The sequence below is a fragment of the Dyadobacter sp. CY343 genome (assembly GCF_021390335.1).
Lineage (GTDB): Bacteria > Bacteroidota > Bacteroidia > Cytophagales > Spirosomataceae > Dyadobacter.
Genome location: NZ_JAJUXK010000001.1, coordinates 1,046,837 through 1,067,099 on the forward strand (window position 1 = coordinate 1,046,837; position 20,263 = coordinate 1,067,099).

The window sequence follows — 20,263 nt, forward strand, 5'->3', positions numbered from 1 at the left end:
AAAGCTGCCAAATGTTTTCTTTCAAGTCCTTCTTTTCGCAACTGTTTGGTTCAAACGGAGATAAACGCGTTGCTGATAATTCCCATTATTTGTCACTTTGCTGTATTGTAAAAGATGAAAACGATTATCTCGCGGAGTGGCTGGATTACCATCAGAAAATAGGCGTGACGCACTTTTTCATTTACGATAATGGAAGTAAGGTTCCTATTGAAGAGACAATCAAATCGCTGAAAATCAATGACATTGTGACGGTAACCAGAATCCCCGGCAGAAACAAGCACGTAAAAGCATATCAGCATTGCCTCGATCATTACGGGAACAGCTCGCAGTGGATAGGATTTATTGATACCGACGAATTTATAGTGCCGAAAACCGGTGATCCCAATTTTACCAAACTGCTGAATAAATATGAATCTTATGGTGGGCTGGGAATTAGCTGGCTGATTTTCGGCTCGAACGGGCACCAGTCAAAACCTTCCGCGGGTCAGCTCGTGAGTTTTACAAAACGGTCGGAAACTGATTTTTTAGCGAATAAACACATTAAGAGCGTTGTACAGCCGCGGTTTGTGAAGTCGGCATACAAATCGCATTGTTTCAAATATAAACCGGGTTATTACTGTGTAAATGAGCACGGTGTGAAGATTGAAGACTCTTTCGCCGAGCCGAGTATTGATACCGTGCAACTCAATCATTACTATTGCCGGTCACTGGGTGAATATCAGGAAAAGATAAAACGGGGGATCAGCGACACAAAAAGGGAGCGGAAACTGGACGAATTTTACTACCACGACGGAGAATCGAACAAAGTGGAGGATCGAACGATAATCGACATTCTAGCCCGGACTCAGGCCAGAACATCAGAGTAACTTCAGCTTTTCTTTATTCTTAATACTTCATTTAAATATCCTTAGCCGGGATTTTCCACCTTTTCATGATGATCTTGGCTGAATATCGTTTGAGGTGATATTGCTCTGGTTCTCCGATTAAAAAGCCGAATGCTTTCATCGAAGGCACCGCGTCGAAAACTACCTTTAACACAGCCGTAATCGGGATAGCGAGGATCAGACCCGCCAGACCAAAGAGCATTCCGCCTAATAGCAAGCCAACAAGCGCCATCAACGGATTGATACTTACTTTACCTCCTACGATATTTGGAGTGAGGAAATTGCCTTCCAGGAACTGCACCACCTGAAACCATGCCACTACGCCCAATGCATACCACGCGCTGTCTTTGGTAGCCAGTGCAAAAAGCGCGGGCAATACCGACCCGATCGCAATCCCGATGTAGGGCAATAACATAAGCAGAGAGGCGAGAATACCGAAAAACCATGCATAAGGTATACCAAGAACCAGCAGTCCGACCGTATTGAGGATCGCGACAATTCCCATTACGGTTACGAGGCCCACAAGGTAGCTTTGAACTACATAATAGATCTTGTCGAGTACCTGGCTCACCAGCTCTTTCGAAGCGGAAGCGAACGCGTGAAAGAAAAATTCACGGAAGAAATCGCGGTAGTAAAGCAGAAAGAATGTGAATAGCGGCACGATGATCACACCAGCCAGAATTCCGCCGACAGAGCCAAATGCAGTACTGATGATCATGCCTGCATTACCGACCACCTTGTTGGAAAACGCGGTGATCTGTTTAGTGATTTCGCCTTCTTCAACCCCAAAACGAACAGTCACCCATTTCTGGATCGTTTCCAGAATGTGTACGAAACGAACCTGAATATCACTTCCGTTGGCACCGATAACAATTACCTGATGAATAATAAACCACACCAGAAACCCGATCAGGATAATAGCGATGATCACGGAAAGCAAGGAGGCGGTGACGCGGTTGATCTTGTACTTTTCAAAAAACCGGGTAACGGGAAATAGGGAAATCGCGAGCAGAATAGAGAACATGAGCGGTACTACTACACTTTGCATGGCATAAAGCAAGGCGATAATCAGCACGAGGCTCAGCAGAGAAGCCGCCAGATTGATGCTGCGGCTGTTTTCAGAAAGTCTTATCATAAATTCGAGATGGTTATCATGATATACAGTATTAATTTGGTGCCAGGGTATATTTGCCCTTTAATGCTATGAAAAGATTACTGACTATCGCCGCCCTTCTGATCACGCTCACTGCCCACGCACAGGCTTTGCGCAAGCGTACTACCATGCTCATGGGCGGAAGGTTTGATATTACAATTGTCGCCAAAGATTCACTCACCGCAGAAAACGGCATTGATACTGTGATTGCGGAGATTACCCGCATCGAGAACCTGATTTCCGACTGGATACCTTCTTCGCAGGTTTCGCAGGTGAATGCCCATGCAGGAATACGCCCGGTGCGGGTAGATAAGGAGGTTTTTGAGCTGACCGAACGGGCGATCGCTCTTTCCCGACTGACTGGCGGCGCTTTCGATATCAGCTTTGCGGCGATGGACAGAATATGGAATTTCGACGGTTCGATGACCAAAATGCCAACCAAAGCCGCTATTCAAAAATCAGTCGAAAAGGTGGGATATAAGAACATCATCCTTAACCGCGAGCATTCTACTATTTTCCTGAAACTGAAAGGCATGAAGATCGGCTTCGGCGCATTAGGAGAAGGTTATGCGACGGACAAATGCCGGGATATGATGCTCGCAAAGGGTATTAACGCAGGTATTGTGAACGGTTCGGGGGATATGAGCGCCTGGGGGAAACAGCCCGACGAAAGCGACTGGGTGATCGGGATCAACGATCCGAAGCAGTCGGGCGAACTTTTCGCGATCGTGCCGCTGCGGGAAGGTGCAGTGGTGACGTCGGGTAGTTACGAAAAGTTTGTGGTATTGAATGGAAAACGCTACTCGCATATTATAAATCCGGCCACGGGCTACCCTGCTACCGGGCTCACAAGCGTCACCGTGTTTGGCCCCAGCGCAGAGCAGGCAAACGGGTTCAGTACGTCGATCATGGTTTTGGGTAAAAAGGCAGGCTTGGAAATGCTGGCAAAGTTTCCGGAGTTCAGCTGTTTGCTCATAACCGACGAAGGTAAAGTAGTGACTTCGCCAAATTTTGATATATCCAGATACAAAACGGATCAGTAGCAGTCCATCAATATCTGGCTGCGCGACTGGTAATAGCTTACACTTTTCCCCAGCCGGTCCTGGCATATTTGTTCCAAGAGTTCGATCACATTCGTTTGCATGGAAAGCGAGCCGCAAAGCATAATCACCCCTTCTTTATTCAAAACCTCCGCTACCAGCAGCTCGTCGCGGCTGAGCAGGTCTTTCACATATTGCTTTTCGCCTTCGCGCGAATAGGCGATTTGCAGACTGCGCAGCTTCTGATCGGCCACATTTTTATCAATGCAATTTTTATATAAACCAAAAGAAGCGCGGTCGCGGAAGCCGCAATACAGGTAAGTATCTGCATTCGGTTTCTGCTGGTCTATCATTCCAAGAAACGGCGCAATACCCGTTCCGTTGGAGATCATGATCACGGAAGTAGCCCTTTGCGGGAAATGAAAATGTGGGTTACTCACAATGCGCGCATTGAGCAAACTTCCGGTACCGAGGCGATACAGATATTCGGAGCCAAGTCCCTGCTCGTGCAGCTTTACACTCAGCTGGATATCTTTTCCGATCTTACCGATTGAATATAGCCGCTCGCGGTGATCGTTGGCAGGATAAATAGCGAGCAGGTCGCCGGAAGTGAAGTTAGTGCGGCGCTTGGGTTTCAGTTTTATTAAAAATGATTCTCCCGGTTTCCCGATCTCTGTTTTTTCGGTTACTGTCAAAGATTGCAAAGGATCTTGTCGCGTAACCACTGACCCGCTATCAACGGTGAGCGGAATCCCAGCGTGCTGCGACCAGGTAGTGGCCCACTGCCCAAATTCCTCCGGCGATTTATCATTGATCGTATGGATTTCCAATAAAGGCACCGCCCATTTCTGTTTGGCAAAAAGGTTATCTGCCTCAAAAGCGAACTTGCAAAAATCGGGATAACCGTGCGACCCGAAACCGACCACGGAATAGTGAACCGAATTAGGCTGCGGATATTTTTCCAGCACTTTGGCAAACTGCGCAGCATTGGTAGGAGGGTTACCCAGCCCGTAAGTCGCCGACATCACGATGATGTGCGAAGCTTTCGGGAAAACGGTGTAGTTATTCAGTTCAGTTACAAAAGCTGCTTTCCCACTGCCGATCAATTGCTTGTGGATCGCATTTGCATAACCGAACGTACTCCCGTTTTCGGAACCCACCAGAATGATATATTCACTTTCGGCTGCACTATATTTATTCCTGACACGGCCGGCGCGGCGTTTCAATGTGATCGCGAATCCGGAGTAGATGAAAAAGAGGATATTGGCTGATGCAATTGCGATTATGATCGCCCACACAGAGTTGGTCCGCCCGGTGTGTAAATCTAAGCTGAGTTCAGTGAGTATAGTTGCGGAAGGATATTTAACAGTGGTCAGAATGTCGCCAGTGATCTGATTTACAGTAAGTTCTTGGTCTTTCAGTTTGAGTGTGTAATAATCTTCGGGATCTTCGGAAAAAGGAAATTCAATTGTCTGGACTTCTGAAAGCTTGGTTTTCCTGAAAATGTCAAAGTCTGCCGCATTTTTTACGGGCTTTTCGCGGATCGCGTCGAAGTCGATTTCGGAGGAGATCCGGGTCGTTTCAATAAGTCCGAAACGGGCGAGGGAAAGGTAAGTTCCGCTTAACGCAAGGATAAAGATCGGGACCAGCGACAGCCGGCCGAGCACGACGTGGTAGTATTGCGCAAAGTTTTCTTTAACGATTTTAGTGAAAAACCGTTTGAACCCGCGCTGCCGCTGCACGATTAACATCGTTCCTGAAACTGTGATTAGCAAGAGTAAAAATGCGGTGAGTCCTACAAAAAAGCGTCCCGCTTCATGCAAAAAAAGGGAACGGTGCAGGGCCGTAACCCATTCGAAAAATTCACTTTTTGGCTCGGGAACACCCAGGATTTTGCCTGTTGCGGGATCAATGTAGGCAAGCAGTTTTTTACCATCATTACCACTTCCCTGCACCTGCACAAACTCATTTGCATCAACCGAAAGCGAGCTGATCCCGGGATATTGCTTTCTGAGCAGGGGAAGGGTAGTGGAGAGATTTGTTTCACTAAAATGCTCGGAACGATAGGATTGCAGTTTTTCAGATATGGGTTGAAAAGCCAGCAGGATACCGGTTACAGAAGCGAGTGTCAGCAAAAGAAAAGAAGATACAGCCAGGGCTAAGTGGCTGTATCTCCATATCGAAATGGTCATAAATTACTCGGGACATTAATTGGGGCTGAAACGAACATAGCGGATGTAGCCGGTACCTTCGTTTTTGGCGGAAAGGGATTCCGTTGTCAGCGGAATTTCCAGGTCTTTTACATGGTAAGCTTTATCTTCTACCGCGCTTTCAAACCGCAGTTTATAGCCGGCGTTGATCTTGGAAGCTTCAATTTCGATCACATTCACGCTGCGGTCGCCACCGGTCACCGAAGCGCCGGTGATCGCGCTGATATTCCCGGGTTTTTTAGACTGGAACTTGTGCCACTCTTTCATGCTGTTGTACCACTTTTTATCAGGACCAAGCACGTAAAGCGTCTTTTCGTATGCACCTTTCGCATTCATCAGCGAGATTACGATATAGGCGCCTTCGCCCATGTAGTTCGTCATCTGGATCATGCATTTATATTTATTCGTGCCTTGCGCCGTTGCAGCGTTGGGGCGGGCAAATGTGAGCGCGAGGAAAAGCAGGGTTATTTTAAATAAACTGGACATGAAAAGTTATTTCAGGAAATTGACTGTGACATTGTTTTTAGAAAGTGACTCATTTTCGCCGGCCAGATCGAAAGCCGTTTCCTGGAAGTTGGTCACAATATCCTTTTTGGCACCGATCGAGATCAGGTATTTCAGCATTTCATCGTCTTTGGAAACCATCGCCGCTTTGTGCAGTGCCGTAATACCTTCGCTATTTTTCGCATTCACGTCAATCTGCAAGCCTTCCAGACGTTTTACCAATGCCATATCATTCTTGGCTACTGCGCTGTGATATAGGGTGTTGCCATTTTTTGAAGGCGCAGCTACTTTGAAACCTTTGTCTTGAAGTACTTTCAATTTGGCATCAAAATCAGTGGCTGTGCGGAGATTATAAGATTGCGCCAGATAGAAGCCCAGGTTTTCGCCTGATTTATCCGTTGTGTTAATGTCTGCACCTTTCGAGATCAGGTAAGCGATCACCTCTGGTGAGTTACCGCGTACTGCCATCGCTAATGCACTGGTTCCCTTTGCATTACCAACGTTAATATCCTTTACTTTCGGAAGCAGCAAAGCCAGCACAGCGGTATCGCGATTGGCCGCAGCTGCATTCATAAGTACCGTATTTCCGTTCTCGTCAGCCTTGTTTACGTCAACTCCTTTGCTCAGAAAGTACTTCACGATCTCCTCCTGCTTCGGTTTGCGAACGATCGAATGCAATGCATTTTCGCCGTTTTTGCCGATCACCGTTGGTTTCAGTTTCAAGCTTTCCAGGTATTGGTATACTTCAATCGTATTCGCCGTGCCGCGACCTCCCTGCGCCGCCATCAGGAATGCATTCGGGTTGGCAGTAACCCCTTTTTCCAGCAAGGCTTTTAGTACGTCTATCTTTCCCGCACGGGCTGCGTAGCTGAATGCATTGTTGCCGGCGGCATCGGTGCTTTTCAGGTCAAGTCCTTTGGAAATGAAATAATTGGTAAGTGCGAAATCCTTATCATTCGCGATCCCGATCAGTAATGCATTCGCGCCGTCGTGATTCAGGTCTTTTTTCAAATCCGCGCCAGCGGCGAGCAGGATATCGTATACTTTGGTATTCTGCTGACTGCCAGCCGCAAAGTTGATCGGGGTAGCGCCGTGGCCATCGACAAAATTCCCTTTCGATCCTTTCGCAACCAGCGATTCCATCAACTCCACATTACCACGCATCGCAGCCCAGTGCAGGTAAATGCGGCCGTCGTGGGTTAATTTATCAACGGTATTACCCGGTTGTGTAAGCAGAAACTCGATCGTCGCGTTCGGCGCGCCTGAATTGATCGCCATCACAACGGGGTCAAACATATTGTTATTGAATTGGGAAGGATTGCTGCCTTTTTCAATTTCTGCTTTTACAGCATTCACATCAGGGGAAGTTTTCCAGAAAGATTGTTCCAAAAGCGTGTTTTGCTGAGCCTGTGCAGCGAACGCAAATAGGGTGCAAAAAGCGATAACAAGTTTTTTCATATAAAGAGAATGGATTGAAAGCTGATTACCTCTGCCTCTATGCCGCGGAGGTAGGTCGTTCAAAGTTAATGATAACTAGTCTAAATAATGGCCAAAACTGCTTTTTGATTCCGCTTCACGTCAATTCGTCCGTTTTTTTCGAGGGTTGGCGTCATTGGGAAGGGAGGGAGGAAGGGAGGAAGGAGGAAGGTAGGATGGGGGATGGAGCTTCTTTACTGGTTTATTGGACATTCTTATTTTACATATTGATGGAAAAGCTCTTTCGGAGGTTGTTTTTGGGGGCGGTCTGCATGCTTTCGGGTGTTGGCTTTCATGCATTTGGGCAGGGTAGTGCTGGTACGCCGGCACGGATAGAGGTGAATTTTGATAAAACCGTAGGGCCAATGAAACCGGTTTGGGCGTGGTTTGGCTATGATGAGCCGAACTATACCTATATGAAAGATGGTAAAAAGTTACTGACCGAAATCGCAGAACTGAGCCCGGTGCCGGTTTACGTACGGGCGCATTGCCTGCTTTGCACAGGCGACGGTACCGCTGCATTAAAATGGGGTTCGACGAATGCATACACCGAGGATGAAAACGGGAAGCCGGTTTATAACTGGGCTATTGTCGACAGTATTTTTGACACTTACGTGAAACGCGGAATGAAGCCGCTCGCGCAGATTGGTTTTATGCCAAAAGCACTTTCCACCAATCCCGAGCCTTACCAGCACGACTGGAAGCCGGGCGATCCCTACAACAAGATCATGACCGGCTGGGCATATCCGCCGAAGGATTACCAGAAATGGGCCGATCTGGTTTACAATTGGGTAAAGCACAGTGTGAAACGCTACGGACAAAAAGAAGTGGAAAGCTGGTATTGGGAAGTTTGGAATGAGCCAAACGGCTACTGGAAAGGCACGATGGAGGAGTTTTTTAAACTATACGACTATTCAGCCGATGCAGTTAAACGCGCATTGCCGACTGCACGGATCGGTGGGCTGAACATTGCAGGCACTTCGTCGCCGGGAGGTAAAAAGTGGCTGGAAGCTTTTCTGCTGCATTGTGCAGAGGGCACTAACTATGCGACTGGCAAAAAAGGCGCGCCGCTGGACGCCGTACTTTTTCACGCCAAAGGTTCGCCCAAACTGATCAATGGCGTAGTGAGAATGAATATGAGCCCGCAGCTGCGGGATATTCAGACCGGGTTTAAATCTGTGCTCGCTTATCCTCAGTTCAAAAACCTGCCGCTTATCGTAGGCGAATCGGATCCCGAAGGCTGCGCCGCTTGCGGTATGGCTACCAATCCGTCCAATGCATATCGGAACGGCACCATGTATTCCAGTTACACAGCCGCCACTTTCGCCCGGAAATACGCGTTGGCAGATCAACATGGTGTCAACTTTCTCGGCGCAGTTTCCTGGTCATTTGAATTTGAAAATCAGCCTTGGTTTTACGGTTTCCGCGACCTCGCGACCAATGGAGTCGATAAACCGGTTTTGAATGTATTCAGGATGTTTGGTAAAATGAGTGGGAATAGGGTGGAAGTGAAAAGCGACCGAATGTACCCGCTGCAAATGGTACTTGATTCCAGCATCCGCGGGCAGCAAACGGAAATAGGCGCACTAGCCTCAAAAGAGAGTAAAAAAGCTGCTATCATGCTCTGGAACTACCACGATGATGATTTGCAGGGAGCTGCTGAGCCGGTGGAACTGACACTCAATGGTATCAACTCAAAAGAAATAAAAATCACGGAATACCGGATCGACCGGGAACATAGTAATTCGTACGAAGCCTGGAAAAAAATGGGCTCTCCGCAGAATCCTGACAAAGGGCAGATAGCTGCGCTGGAAAAGGCCGGCCAACTGGAAAAGATGAGCCGCGAGCCGCTTGTAGAGCATAAACAGGGAAAAACAGTGGTGAAAGTTGCCCTGCCGCGTCAAGCTGTTTCCCTGATTACCCTGGAATGGTAACATAAAAAATAGGCCACTTTTGGTGGCCTATTCTGAGGTTCGTAGAGTTGTCTGTGTCTGTGGATCGATGGATCCTTTAATCATTATTAAATTGAAGAACCCACATGCAGTTGTCTGGCCAGGGTGCATCGACCGTCCCGCAGTTTACCAGCTCATCGTCCACGACGGCGTAACTCATTAAACTGCCGCCGGAATTTTCGATCTCCGTTTTGGCGCGATTGTACAATTGATTGAGAGTTTCGGAAGGTACAGGCTCAGCCCATTCGCTTGCAGCATTTTTCCAGGCATAATCGCCGACATGCTCGCCGTATCTGTTTATCAGATAATGCTTGAAACTCTCGCCACTTAATGAAATGACCGGATGTTTTTCGTTTTCCCGTTTCATATTTTCAAGGTTTACTGAAAAGAATATTACTTGGCATAATGTATCCGTTGGCTACTAAAAACATACCAAACCTTTTAAGTTGGGATTCAAATTAATTCTACGAAATTTTTGCACAAATTGGGAGTTATCTGGTTCCGGTGATTTCCTGCTTTTTTGCTTTCAGAAGAAGATAATTCCGGTGTTTAAAAAGTGAAGCGTCAAGTTTTTCCAGCAAACCCATATTTTTAAAGGCATACCAGTTGATTTTCAGCAAGTAAAGGCTTACGTAGGATTGTGGATTTGTGCGGATAAATTCGGCAGTTCTTGCCAGTAGGTCTTCCCTTTCTCTGGTTTGGCACGCAATCCAGTATTGGGCGCTGTCGGGCAAGTTCTTTCTGCGCATCCGCGCTTCCTGTACTACAAATGCATTCGCACGCGCATCGGAAGGTTTCTGAATGCTATCATTGAACTGTCGCCATTCGAGATTGCTGCGCGAATGGGTTACCACCGACCGTGCCACATTGCCAGTATCCAGCAGGATCTGCGTGCCCGATTCGAAGAAGAATGTGAGTGAACCTTTGAGTTTGGATACTTGCAGCTGATAGAGGTCCGGCAGCAAATGTGCGTCCATTTTCAGGTGCGTCGTGTCAAAACCGAGCTGAATGGAATGCACAATCGCAGCAAAGCCTTTTTCCCGTGTCAGCAAAATCGCTTTCCTGTCATCCAATACCCGCGGGGAAACGATGCTGATCTTTACATTTTGTGCAAATGAAGCAAAAGAAACGAGCGCAAGAAAAGTGAGAAAGAAGGAGATTTTCGTCATCTAATTGAGACAGTCACATCAGGCAATGTTCGCTGACCGGAGTTCGCAGGTTCCGAATTTAACGAAAATAAGTTGGGCGTAGTGTTTTGCTACGCCCAACTTATTCAAATGTATTCTGTGTTTCTGCAAAAGCTATTTAATAAGTGCCTTGATTACAACTGGCTGGTGATCAGACGGATAGCGTTGTTCCTTCGCATCGGTTAATACCCCGTATTTCAAGACATCAATATCCTTGCTTACGAAAATATAGTCAATGCGCTTGTCCATTTTTGCGTCGAACTGGAAGCTGTTAAAAGTACCCTCTGGTCCGTAAGGCGGCTGTTTGGTCACTTCGTGGGTATCGTTCAAAATTCCCTCGATCGCTTTCATTTGCTCAGTTTCTGGCGTAGAATTAAAGTCCCCCGTCAGGAATGTAGTCGCTTTTCCGGCGATCTCGTTGATTTTCTTTACCATCAATTTACCCGACTCTTTCCGGGCTTCTACGCCCTGGTGATCAAAATGTACGTTGAAGAAGAAAAACTCCTTTTTAGAGGCCAGGTCCTGGAACTTACCCCACGAACAGATCCGGTTGCAGCAGGTTGCATCCCAGCCTTTGCCCGGCTTGTCAGGTGTTTCACTCAGCCAGAAATCACCCGATTTCAGCAATTTGAAACGGTCTTTCCGATAAAAAATCGACGAATGCTCGCCACCTTCCTTCCCGTCGTCGCGCCCTTTTCCAATAAATGCAAACTCAGGGAGCTCAGCCACATCTTTGATCTGACCAATCAATGCTTCCTGCACGCCGAAGATGTCGAATTCATGAAAACGGATCAGGCCTTTTACATTTTCCTTACGATTCGGCCAGGCATTTACGCCATCGTTGGCGGTATTGTAGCGGAGGTTGTAGGAGGCCACATTAATCGTATTTTTTTGCGCAAAAGAAAGCGTCGATAAGGTCAGAAGAAGCAGAGAAAGGAAAGCGTTTTTTTTCATTGGTTATTTATGTTAGTTAAAAGTTTGTTTGTGGAAACACAGGAGGCCCCGCCGGGGCCGCATAATTTGTACCCTTAATCTTCCTATAAACAGGAGGCCCCGCTGGGGCCGCAACTTGCCCCAGCGGGGCCTCCTGTTTATAGGAAAAAAGGTAATTCATTTTTGTTGGCCCCAGCGGGGCCTCCTGTTTATAGGAAAAAAGGTAATTCATTTTTGTTGGCCCCAGCGGGGCCTCCTGTTTATAGAAAAAGGTAATTCATTTTTTGTTGGCCCCAGCGGGGCCTCCTGTTTGTAAAAAACGACGTTGTTATGAATCTCTTCGATTGTTTCAATCTTTCCGATTCGGACGAATCTGGCCGCGGAAAACCTCCGTCTTACATTATTTACCTTTCCTCGGGATCAATAACTTGCCAACTACCTCGCCGTCGTCGCGGATCATTTTCAGGTCTAGCTGCTTGCGGGTCGCATGCAATTTGATCAATGTTCGCTTGCCTTCCAAAGGTCCGCCGCCGATTACGATCGGGTAGTTGTGGTCTGCGTCGGGCTCATGCGTCATGTATCGGTGCGTATGGCCCGAGATCTGCAAGTCGATTTTAGCCTTGTTCAAAACCGGACCAAATACCTTCCGGCAATGCAGCGTTCCGTGCCAGTCGCCCGAGTGATAGGGGGAAATATGGATCAGTACCACGCGGAATTCGGCTTTCTTGAATTCCGGCGATTCGACTTCTCTTTCCAGCCACGTTTTCTGCGTTTCCCGGTAGCGGTCAAAGGCGATCAGCCCGCCGTAATCCACTGCGTCGTCGGCTTTGTCCTCACCAGAGTCCAGCACCACAAACCGGACTGGCCCGCGCGTGAATGCATAGTAATACTTGTTTTCAGGATAAGCATAATAGGAAGGAATGTGGCGCGAAAAGCTGCCGCGGCATTCGTGGTTGCCTTGCGTGAGGATAAACGGAAATTCAGTAGCGAAAATATCCACGCAGGGTTTGATCAAATGGTCGACCATCTGGCTTTCTTCCGTAACCCAATCGAAACAATCCCCATTGAAAACCACAAAGTCGTAATCACGCGTATTGCCCGTATAGGCATGACGGTAAAGCAGTTGCGGGATAATCTGCGGCCGGTCGTGGATATCGTTGAAAACAACCATTTTAAATTCATCCTCATTGGCAGCAGGTGTCTTAAACCCGTAAAGCGGACTGGAAATACTTTCGCCAAATTCAACGCGGGAACCTTTGTAGCCGGTAATCTCGGTCGAAACGAGCTTGTATTTGTGGTCGGTACCAGGCTTTAAACCTTTGAGCGTGATCTTGTTGATCCGGTTGTTGGCCTCGACCAAACCATTCGTATAACCCACTTCGCGCATGCTCGTGTAAGTACCCGCGCCGTATTCAACCCAGCTGAAACAGTTTTTGTGCGTGATCCACATAATCGTCACTTCGTCGGTCCCCAGATTTTGGAGATAGGGACCGGCTACGAAGTGATTTTTTTCTTCCGCCGCGGCTTCTGAGATAGCAGCAGTTCCGGCGGCTTGTGAGGCAGTGAGCGGTAGCAGGCTCAGCGCCCCGATCTGGGACATTTTTTCAAGAAAAGACCTTCTGTCTGAAAGCATAAATGCAAGGGTTAGGAATAGGATTGTATTGTTTTACTCCCAGTTGGGGTTTTGCGTCAGGTTGGTATTCAGCAGGCGCTCTTGTCTTGGGATTGGGTAAAGGTAATCTTTCGTCTCGTCGAATTTCTTGTTGATATGTCCATTCACGACGATGTTACCGCCTTTATTTCCATTTTCCAGCAAAATCTCGCTGCCCAGTTTCAGCAGCTGCGCACCCGGTACCGTCGGTTTTGTTCCTTCATAAATCACGAGATCCACCTTTCCGTTTTTGTCAAGATCGTAGTTGCCTGGGCCGGGGAAATACATGCCTTTGAACTGTCTTGTCAGCAGCTGGCCTTCTTTCCAGCGAATGATATCGTCCCAGCGCAGGAAATTTTCCATCACCATTTCAATCCTTCTTTCGCGGCGGATTTCGAGCAGCACGCCCGCATTCTTGCCAGTCAGGTTGGTGTACATTTGTGCCTGATAAGAATCCGGTTTCGTATTCGCATTCAGCATATTGATGTTCGGCATACCTACGCGTTCGCGGGTCAGTTTGGTCGATATTTCAAGATCTTCCTGCGTCAGGGTACCTTTTTCAGCTTTGGCTTCGGCGTAATTCAGCAATACTTCGGCGTACCTGAAAATCGGCATATCCGTAATATCCTTATTGAAAGTATCCCATTTCGGCTCGGAGACAAATTTGATGAGCTGGTATCCTGTAACCGTCGCGCCAAACTCCGGCACCAGCGGGGTAGTTTCTCCGATACGGGTATATCCCGGCGTGCGGATCGTCTGCGAAAGGCGCGGGTCACGGTTTTGAACTTCTTCGTAAAACTGCATCGTTTCGTAACCCTTCACATTCGTAAAAGGTGTCCCGTCTTTCATCAAATAGCTATTCACCAGCTTTTTCTCCAATCCCGGCTTTCCATAGGAAGCGGTCATGGTGTAGTAGTTGAGGTTATGATAAACCTGCAATTCATCACTGAAATCCCTGGCCAGAATTACTTCATCCGCAATCGCATTATCGGAAGAGAAAAGTCTCAGATAAGCCGTTTCGGGCGTGGCTTTGTAAATCGTGTAGCCGCTGTTTTTGATCAGCTCTTCGGAAGCTGCAATGCTGGCGTCCAGGAATTTTTCAGAATCGGGCAACTTAAACTCTGTGTGGTATTTGCGGAAAGTGCCTTCATAAAGTCCCACACGAGACTTTAATGCGAGTACAGTCCATTTTGTGACCGAGTTGACCTGACGAGCATTATTCGCGCTAAGTGCCTGCGCCGCGTAGTCCAGGTCAGCCATTACCGAGTCCATCACCAATGTTCGTGGGTCGCGTGCTTTGGTGAGCAGGTCTTCATCCTCCACTTCAATCGTGCTGGAATACCAGGGTACATCGCCGAAACGCTTTACCATTTGGAAATAAAAATATGCCCTGAAAAACCGCGCAACGCCATTATAACGGGCGACTGCGTTCTTGTCGGGACATTTATTAGAATTGGCCAGGAAATAATTGATATTCCGCAAACTGCCCCACGACCAGCCTCCGCCGCTTGTAGGTACGATGCGGGTTCCCTGTAATTCGTCGCGTAAACTGTTTTTTACAACATTGTCAACATCCTCATTATAAACATCTTCCGCGCCGGGAAGCATATTGTAAAATGAGTTGGTATAAAGCAGCAGGTCATTTTCGGTATTAAAAAAAGTTTCAGGGGAAATGGCGTCCAGCGGCAGCCTGTTCAGATCGCACGAGGCTAGTCCGATGCCCAGAAACAATATGGTAAGTAGCTTTTTCATAAGAGTATTTAAAATTTTGTTGGACAACCGGATCAGAAATTAATGCTCAAACCAGCGGAGTAGGTCTTGGAAAGGGGATAGGTCCTTCCGTTTGTACCGTCGCCGTCGAATTGTTCCGGGTCGATGTATTTGCTTCTCAGCGGCGTGTAAGTCAGCAGGTTTTCTCCACTGATATAGATCCGCGCGTTCGGGATGCGGAGTTTGGTGGTCAGTTTAGGAGGAATTGTATAGCCTATCACCACGTTTTTCAATCTCAGATAACCCACATTCTGAATGTACCGGTCGTTTCTTGCATTCAGGTCGCCGCCGCCATTCAGTGCCGTGTAGCCACGCAGGATCGGGAAGTATGCATCCTGGTTTTCAGGAGTCCACACATCTTCCTGGAAATCTTTCGGAATGAATGAATAATAAGGTCTCGAATAAGGTCCCCAGAATTTGTCCGCATTCGCGCCGGGGTACCAGTTCTTGCGAAGAATACCTTGCGCCAGGGCTGAAATGTCAAATCCTGACCACGATGCACCCAGGTTAAGTCCGTAACGGAACCTCGGGCTGGTGTTTCCGATCACTTTCAAATCGCCGTGATCAGCCAGGGTATTGGCTCCTTCCGAGATTTTCCCGTCGCCGTTCACATCGATGAATTTAAGATCACCTGCCTGCAATTTGCTCCATTCACCCGGCGCGCTCAAACGCTGCTTGTTGACGAGTGTCTGATCCACTGGATAAGCCTGCGCCTCGTCGTTTGTTTTGAAATATCCGTCAATTGAATACCCCCACATTTCTCCGATCGTCTGACCTTCGTAGCGGCTGGAAAGGATCTTATTCGGGTTGTCAAATTTCGTAATCTTCGCTTTGTAGTCTGATAAAATGAACGACGCATTGTAGGAAAGCACTTTTCCAGCCACTTTAAACTGATCTCGCCAGCTGAGCGCCAATTCGAATCCGCGCGTTTCAAGGTCACCTGCATTCTGTGTCGGAACAGTAGCTCCGTACACTGATGGAAGAACCTGGCCGGGGATCAGCATATCTGTTGTTCTGCGGATGTAGGCGTCAAATACAAGGTTCAGCCTGCTTTTGAAGAAATCTGCGTCCAGACCAATATTGGAAGTGGTCGCTTTTTCCCAAGTCAGATTAGATGAGATCGGGTTTGGGTTATTGACATAATTGAGTTTTTGTCCGTTCGTCATCCAGGAAGAAAGCGCAGTCGGCATTGTAGAAATATAAGGATAGTAGCTCGCCGAGTTATTATTTGCCGGCAGCTGGTTGCCTAATGTTCCGTAAGATGCCCTGATTTTCAGGTTATTGACAGCGCCTTTGATCGGGTCAAAGAAATTTTCCTCACTGATTCTCCAACCTGCTGAAACCGAAGGAAAGAAACCGAAACGGCGACCTTCACCAAAGCGCGAAGTACCATCGTAGCGACCATTCACTTCAAGCAGGTATTTGCCCATATAATCATAGTTGGCCCGGAAAAAAGCGCCGAATAGTGAATACTGGTAAGAATCTCCGTCAGTCAGCTGCTCGCCGGTACCGAGGTTCAGGTCATTCAGACTTTCAGAAAGCAGGTTTTTTCTGGCACCAAAAAGCCGCTGATGCTTTTTGTTTTCATAGTTCATACCCAAAGTACCGGCGATATAATGCTTGCCCAGTGTTTTGTTATAAGAAGTATACACATTGGTCACATTCATCGGGTCGAACCAGAATGTCTTTTTCAACTGGTCGGTATTGTAGTTAGGTACCGGTGTTAATATGCCGGGCTGTACCGAATATTGCGCGACAGCAGAACGGTACCAGTCGTCGGCGATGTAAAACGAATAGGAATGGTTGGCTACCAGGTTCCAGTTCTTGGTGAAATCCATCGTGATCGTATTGATCGTGGTCAGCTCGTGGACTTTCTTTTCACCGCCGGCAACACCTTTCAGGAAATTGGCAAACAACCCGTCGCCGATCGAATAGTTGTTTTTCAATGTATTATAAGTAGCAGTACCGTCCGGGTTACGGGGTGCATAAGCCGGCATTGCGTGCACGGTAATCGCGACGAAGTTTGCATTTGCGCCGCCTTCCAGTCCGGGATATTTGTATCTGGAATCAAAATACTGGGTATTGTTACTGATTTTCAACCAGGGGGTCAGCTGCGCATTCACTTTCGTACGCAATGTGTAGGAGTTGAATTTATCGGTATTGATCCGCATGATCCCTTCCTTTTGAAAAGCCGAACCTGACAGGAAATAATTGATCTTGTCCGTTCCTCCCGAAACATTGAGATTATGCTGGCTCGTAGGCTGGGTCATATCGAAGATCGTATCCCACCAGTTATAGTTTCCGTAGTAGTTGTAAATGTCTTTTCCGTTGACATTCTTTACTACTGTCCATGGGCGGGCAGGATTTTCAGTTTTGTCGTATCTTCTGGCTTCCAGTTCAGCATAATCTTCTTCTGAATACCGCGTGTACGTATTGCCCGTCGCGCGTTTGAAAGCCTCGTCGTTCAGCATCGTATGCTCGTACCCGTTCGTCATAAAGTCGGTGCTGACAGTGGGAGTGGACCAGCCGAAGTTATTGCTGTAACCAACGCTCGTTTTGCCGCTCTTTGCCGTTTTTGTAGTAACCAAAATTACCCCAAAAGCACCGCGCGCACCGTAAATAGCCGAAGCAGCCGCGTCTTTCAACACCGAAACCGATTCTACGTCGCCCGGGTTAATGCGGTTGATATCCCCCGGAATACCGTCGATCAGTACCAGCGGGCCGCCACCGTTAATCGAAGTTTCTCCGCGCACGTTCAAGCTGCCGCCCGAGCCTGGCTGACCGGTACTGAATGTAATGTTCAGGTTAGGGACCATACCCTGCAATATTTGCGACATATTGTTCAAAGGTCTGTTTTCAAGATCTTTGGAACTGATCGTACTCACAGCGCCGGTCAGGTTAACCCTTTTTTGCGTACCATAACCAACTACAACTACTTCCGAAAGTGCCTTATTATCTGTATCCAGCGAGATATTGATCTCTGAGCGGCTCCCTACAACCACTTCCTGGGAAATATAGCCGACGAAACTGAAAACCAGTACCGCTTGCGGGTTCGGAACTACCATTGTGAATTTTCCATCACTGTCGGTTGTGGTACCCTGCGCACTTCCCTTCAAAACCACACTCACGCCCGGTAGCGTACCCTGCCCGTCATTCGAGCTTACAGTGCCGGTGATTGTAATATCGACCGGGTTGACATAATTATAAAGTTTCTCTTCCATATTATTGATGAAAGATTCTTCCTTATTCACCTTGGTCTTCGCCAGCACGATCTGCTCGTTGATCACCTTGTAATCGATCCCCCTCGGGGTCAGCAGCTGGTCAAGTACTTTCGAGAGTTTTTCGTTTTTTACATTAATACTAACCTGCTCCCTCACAGATACTCTGCTGCTGTACACAAAACGCGTATTTACTTTCTGCTGAATCTGGTTTAATGCCTCTTTGAGCGAAACATTTTTCAGGTTCAGTGTCATATCCTTGCTCAGAACAGATTGAGCGGAAGTCTCCTTCGCATAGCTGCCCCCGGCGAGCAGGGTAACGATAATCCATTGAAGCAGTCCAATGCGCATGATTTTTCGCCAGTTGACCGGCTTGTTACGTACTGATTTTTGCATAATTTTGATTGTCTGATGGTTAGGCACTGTTGGATAAATTCTTCTTTTTGATCGGTGGTACGATCAAAAAGGCTTTGTTTTGGAACCGGGGGTGGTGGTACACCTCCGGTTTTTTCATGGTGGTACTGAGTGGATGTTCATAGCTGACAGATTGGATTATTCACAGGGCGCGCCGCTGATCGTGATCGTATCGCCGGACAAGGAATAACTGGCCTCCAAAGTGGTACAGAGCATTTCAAGAATGCTGTTCAGAGGATGTGATTCAAAGTTGGCGGTGACGCTGCACTGGGCGATGCCCGGGTTGGAAAATGAAATATTGACATCGAACCGTTTTTCAAGCTGCTCGATCACTTTGATCATCGGAGTTTCTTCAAAAACAATGGTTACCGGTTCATAAATGGGCTTTCTGGCTTGCGGAACGATTACACGGGCGGTCAGTTTTCGTGAACCCGTTTCAAACAAAGCCTGTTCTTTGGGCTTCAATATCACCTGCTGCGCCGCGCCGACCTTATCCCGGGCGGATACTTCCACACTGCCTGTGACCACATCCACCTGAAACATTTTTTTGCTGACGGGCGCTTTTACATTAAAGCTCGTACCCAATACCCGGATCGCCAGCTCGCCGCTTTCGATCAGGAACGGGCGGGCAGGATCTTTCTGAATATCAAAAAAACCTTCCCCTGAAAAATGGACAGCCCGCTGGTTTGTATCAAATGCTTTCGGATAAATAATAACTGCATCCGGATGCATTGCCACAGAACTGTGATCGGGAAGCTGGTGGATCACGATCCGCGGCGCCTCGTTTCTGAAAGTGATCAGTTCAACAGATTTGTTCTGGATTTGCTGCGCAGCAATTTTATGTTCTTTTGCCTGATTTTTGACATTATAAAAAAAGTAAATGCCCGCAGCGAGCAGTACCGAGGCCGCAATGCTAGTCAGCCAGCGCCAGCTGTACGAAAGCGCCGGTTTCTCTTCCTCAAAATCCAGTTGATTCTTTATTTCAGAAAATGTATTGTCCCTGATCTCTGCCACATCCGCGTCGGGCAGCTGGTCAAGAAATGCAGATTCCCCTTGCAGCGATTCGTACCACGCTTCCACCTGCACCTTTTCTTCTTCGGTGCATTGGTCCAGCAAATATTTTTGAAGCAGCGAAGGGGGGATCTGAGGGGTCATCTTCCTAGTAATGGTTATATCAGGAAGTCGCGCGCCGGAGCAGCGACCCTTAGCCGGTCGCTAAATTTATTTTCAGAAAATCAGGGAAAGTATTAAAGCGTAAATCATGTGCTCTTTCAAATGCGCTTTCAGTACGCGCAAAGCTTTGGTAATATGTTGTTCAACAGTCTTTTCCGAGATAGAAAGCTGTTCTGCGATATTTTTATTGGCAAACCCCTGGCGGCTCAGGATGAACACTTCCTGGCATTTGGGCGGCAGCAAATGCAATCCCGACTGGTAACGCAGTTCCAGATCGGAGACCAATGCAGACTGGTCGGCGGTTTCCTCGTGGCCGGGCTGGTGGATAGTCCACTGGTCGTAATGGCGGCGGCGGGTAAGTTCTTTCCGGTAAAACGAAATGACCTGCCTTTTGGCGATCGTGAACAGCAGTGACTTGCAGCAGTCAGCGTACATGCGGTCGCGCTGTTGCCAAAGGTTCACAAAAAGCTCCTGAATGATCTCCTGCGCCGCAAATTGATCGTGAACTTTACTGTAAGCATAATTAAAAAGCGACTTGAAATAGCGATTGTAAAGCGCTTCAAATGCCAGCTCATCGTGCTGCTCACGGATCAGCGTTAGGATATTTTCATCGGAACAGTTGTCGTATATGTAGTTCATAATGAAGATGGCCTGTGAAATCTGACTTTAACGTGGTCGGGAAGGTTTACAAAATTCGC

General features: G+C 47.6%; 15 protein-coding genes. 3 read left to right on the plus strand and 12 right to left on the minus strand.

Annotated features, from left to right (window positions below; all coding sequences use genetic code 11):
* Positions 1-11 precede the first annotated feature (11 nt).
* Entirely contained in the window at positions 12-866 is an 855-nt protein-coding gene (locus LZG94_RS04365; protein WP_233790719.1) for a glycosyltransferase family 2 protein, read from the plus strand.
* Positions 867-897: 31 nt separating this feature from the next.
* Here the strand turns inward: LZG94_RS04365 and LZG94_RS04370 are convergent, their stop codons facing one another.
* On the minus strand, positions 898-2,019 hold the full coding sequence (locus LZG94_RS04370; RefSeq protein ID WP_215235811.1) for an AI-2E family transporter: 1,122 nt from the start codon (positions 2,017-2,019) through the stop codon (positions 898-900).
* 68 nt (positions 2,020-2,087) lie between these two features.
* Between LZG94_RS04370 and LZG94_RS04375 the strand changes: the two genes are divergently transcribed.
* Positions 2,088-3,080 carry an FAD:protein FMN transferase gene (locus tag LZG94_RS04375; protein WP_233790720.1) on the plus strand — a complete coding sequence of 331 codons (993 nt, stop codon included), beginning with the start codon at positions 2,088-2,090 and terminating at the stop codon, positions 3,078-3,080.
* On the opposite strand, the gene LZG94_RS04380 is transcribed toward LZG94_RS04375, so the two are convergent.
* Genes LZG94_RS04380 through LZG94_RS04390 form a run of 3 tightly spaced genes read right to left on the minus strand, consistent with a single transcriptional unit; the run spans position 3,074 to position 7,249 of the window.
* A complete protein-coding gene (locus tag LZG94_RS04380) occupies positions 3,074-5,269 on the minus strand; it encodes a PepSY domain-containing protein (protein WP_233790721.1) in 2,196 nt (731 codons plus the stop codon). The genes LZG94_RS04375 and LZG94_RS04380 overlap by 7 nt on opposite strands.
* A 15-nt stretch (positions 5,270-5,284) precedes the next feature.
* A complete protein-coding gene (locus LZG94_RS04385; RefSeq protein ID WP_233790722.1) occupies positions 5,285-5,773 on the minus strand; it encodes a DUF2271 domain-containing protein in 489 nt (162 codons plus the stop codon).
* A 6-nt stretch (positions 5,774-5,779) separates the two neighbouring features.
* On the minus strand, positions 5,780-7,249 hold the full coding sequence (locus LZG94_RS04390; RefSeq protein ID WP_233790723.1) for an ankyrin repeat domain-containing protein: 1,470 nt from the start codon (positions 7,247-7,249) through the stop codon (positions 5,780-5,782).
* Between the two features lie 290 nt (positions 7,250-7,539).
* On the opposite strand from LZG94_RS04390, the gene LZG94_RS04395 reads away from it, so the two are divergent.
* Positions 7,540-9,201, plus strand: coding sequence for a GH39 family glycosyl hydrolase (locus tag LZG94_RS04395; protein ID WP_255700603.1), 1,662 nt, complete (start codon positions 7,540-7,542; stop codon positions 9,199-9,201).
* Between the two features lie 76 nt (positions 9,202-9,277).
* Here LZG94_RS04395 and LZG94_RS04400 read toward each other — a convergent pair whose 3' ends face one another.
* The 8 genes from LZG94_RS04400 to LZG94_RS04435 all read right to left on the minus strand — a co-directional run bounded on the left by LZG94_RS04400 (position 9,278) and on the right by LZG94_RS04435 (position 20,204).
* Entirely contained in the window at positions 9,278-9,586 is a 309-nt protein-coding gene (locus tag LZG94_RS04400; protein ID WP_233790724.1) for a hypothetical protein, read from the minus strand.
* 124 nt (positions 9,587-9,710) lie between these two features.
* Positions 9,711-10,388, minus strand: coding sequence for a hypothetical protein (locus tag LZG94_RS04405; RefSeq protein WP_233790725.1), 678 nt, complete (start codon positions 10,386-10,388; stop codon positions 9,711-9,713).
* 132 nt (positions 10,389-10,520) lie between these two features.
* Entirely contained in the window at positions 10,521-11,360 is an 840-nt protein-coding gene (locus tag LZG94_RS04410; protein ID WP_233790726.1) for an endonuclease/exonuclease/phosphatase family protein, read from the minus strand.
* Positions 11,361-11,739: 379 nt separating this feature from the next.
* A complete protein-coding gene (locus tag LZG94_RS04415; RefSeq protein WP_233790727.1) occupies positions 11,740-12,972 on the minus strand; it encodes a metallophosphoesterase family protein in 1,233 nt (410 codons plus the stop codon).
* A gap of 33 nt (positions 12,973-13,005) precedes the next feature.
* On the minus strand, positions 13,006-14,742 hold the full coding sequence (locus tag LZG94_RS04420; RefSeq protein WP_233790728.1) for a RagB/SusD family nutrient uptake outer membrane protein: 1,737 nt from the start codon (positions 14,740-14,742) through the stop codon (positions 13,006-13,008).
* Between the two features lie 32 nt (positions 14,743-14,774).
* Complete coding sequence (locus tag LZG94_RS04425) at positions 14,775-18,374, minus strand: TonB-dependent receptor (RefSeq protein WP_233790729.1); 3,600 nt, start codon at positions 18,372-18,374, stop codon at positions 14,775-14,777.
* A gap of 156 nt (positions 18,375-18,530) precedes the next feature.
* Positions 18,531-19,547 carry a FecR family protein gene (locus tag LZG94_RS04430; protein WP_233790730.1) on the minus strand — a complete coding sequence of 339 codons (1,017 nt, stop codon included), beginning with the start codon at positions 19,545-19,547 and terminating at the stop codon, positions 18,531-18,533.
* Between the two features lie 72 nt (positions 19,548-19,619).
* Entirely contained in the window at positions 19,620-20,204 is a 585-nt protein-coding gene (locus LZG94_RS04435; protein WP_233790731.1) for an RNA polymerase sigma factor, read from the minus strand.
* Positions 20,205-20,263: the final 59 nt, after the last annotated feature.

Bases quoted from the DNA above. Each gene is read 5' to 3' on its own strand.
- LZG94_RS04415 (WP_233790727.1), bottom strand. From the start codon at position 12,972: ATGCTTTCAGACAGAAGGTCTTTTCTTGAAAAAATGTCCCAGATCGGG.
- LZG94_RS04435 (WP_233790731.1), bottom strand. From the start codon at position 20,204: ATGAACTACATATACGACAACTGTTCCGATGAAAATATCCTAACGCTG.
- LZG94_RS04405 (WP_233790725.1), bottom strand. From the start codon at position 10,388: ATGACGAAAATCTCCTTCTTTCTCACTTTTCTTGCGCTCGTTTCTTTT.
- LZG94_RS04380 (WP_233790721.1), bottom strand. From the start codon at position 5,269: ATGACCATTTCGATATGGAGATACAGCCACTTAGCCCTGGCTGTATCT.
- LZG94_RS04425 (WP_233790729.1), bottom strand. From the start codon at position 18,374: ATGCAAAAATCAGTACGTAACAAGCCGGTCAACTGGCGAAAAATCATG.
- LZG94_RS04375 (WP_233790720.1), top strand. From the start codon at position 2,088: ATGAAAAGATTACTGACTATCGCCGCCCTTCTGATCACGCTCACTGCC.
- LZG94_RS04420 (WP_233790728.1), bottom strand. From the start codon at position 14,742: ATGAAAAAGCTACTTACCATATTGTTTCTGGGCATCGGACTAGCCTCG.
- LZG94_RS04410 (WP_233790726.1), bottom strand. From the start codon at position 11,360: ATGAAAAAAAACGCTTTCCTTTCTCTGCTTCTTCTGACCTTATCGACG.
- LZG94_RS04395 (WP_255700603.1), top strand. From the start codon at position 7,540: ATGCTTTCGGGTGTTGGCTTTCATGCATTTGGGCAGGGTAGTGCTGGT.
- LZG94_RS04390 (WP_233790723.1), bottom strand. From the start codon at position 7,249: ATGAAAAAACTTGTTATCGCTTTTTGCACCCTATTTGCGTTCGCTGCA.
- LZG94_RS04400 (WP_233790724.1), bottom strand. From the start codon at position 9,586: ATGAAACGGGAAAACGAAAAACATCCGGTCATTTCATTAAGTGGCGAG.
- LZG94_RS04385 (WP_233790722.1), bottom strand. From the start codon at position 5,773: ATGTCCAGTTTATTTAAAATAACCCTGCTTTTCCTCGCGCTCACATTT.
- LZG94_RS04365 (WP_233790719.1), top strand. From the start codon at position 12: ATGTTTTCTTTCAAGTCCTTCTTTTCGCAACTGTTTGGTTCAAACGGA.
- LZG94_RS04430 (WP_233790730.1), bottom strand. From the start codon at position 19,547: ATGACCCCTCAGATCCCCCCTTCGCTGCTTCAAAAATATTTGCTGGAC.
- LZG94_RS04370 (WP_215235811.1), bottom strand. From the start codon at position 2,019: ATGATAAGACTTTCTGAAAACAGCCGCAGCATCAATCTGGCGGCTTCT.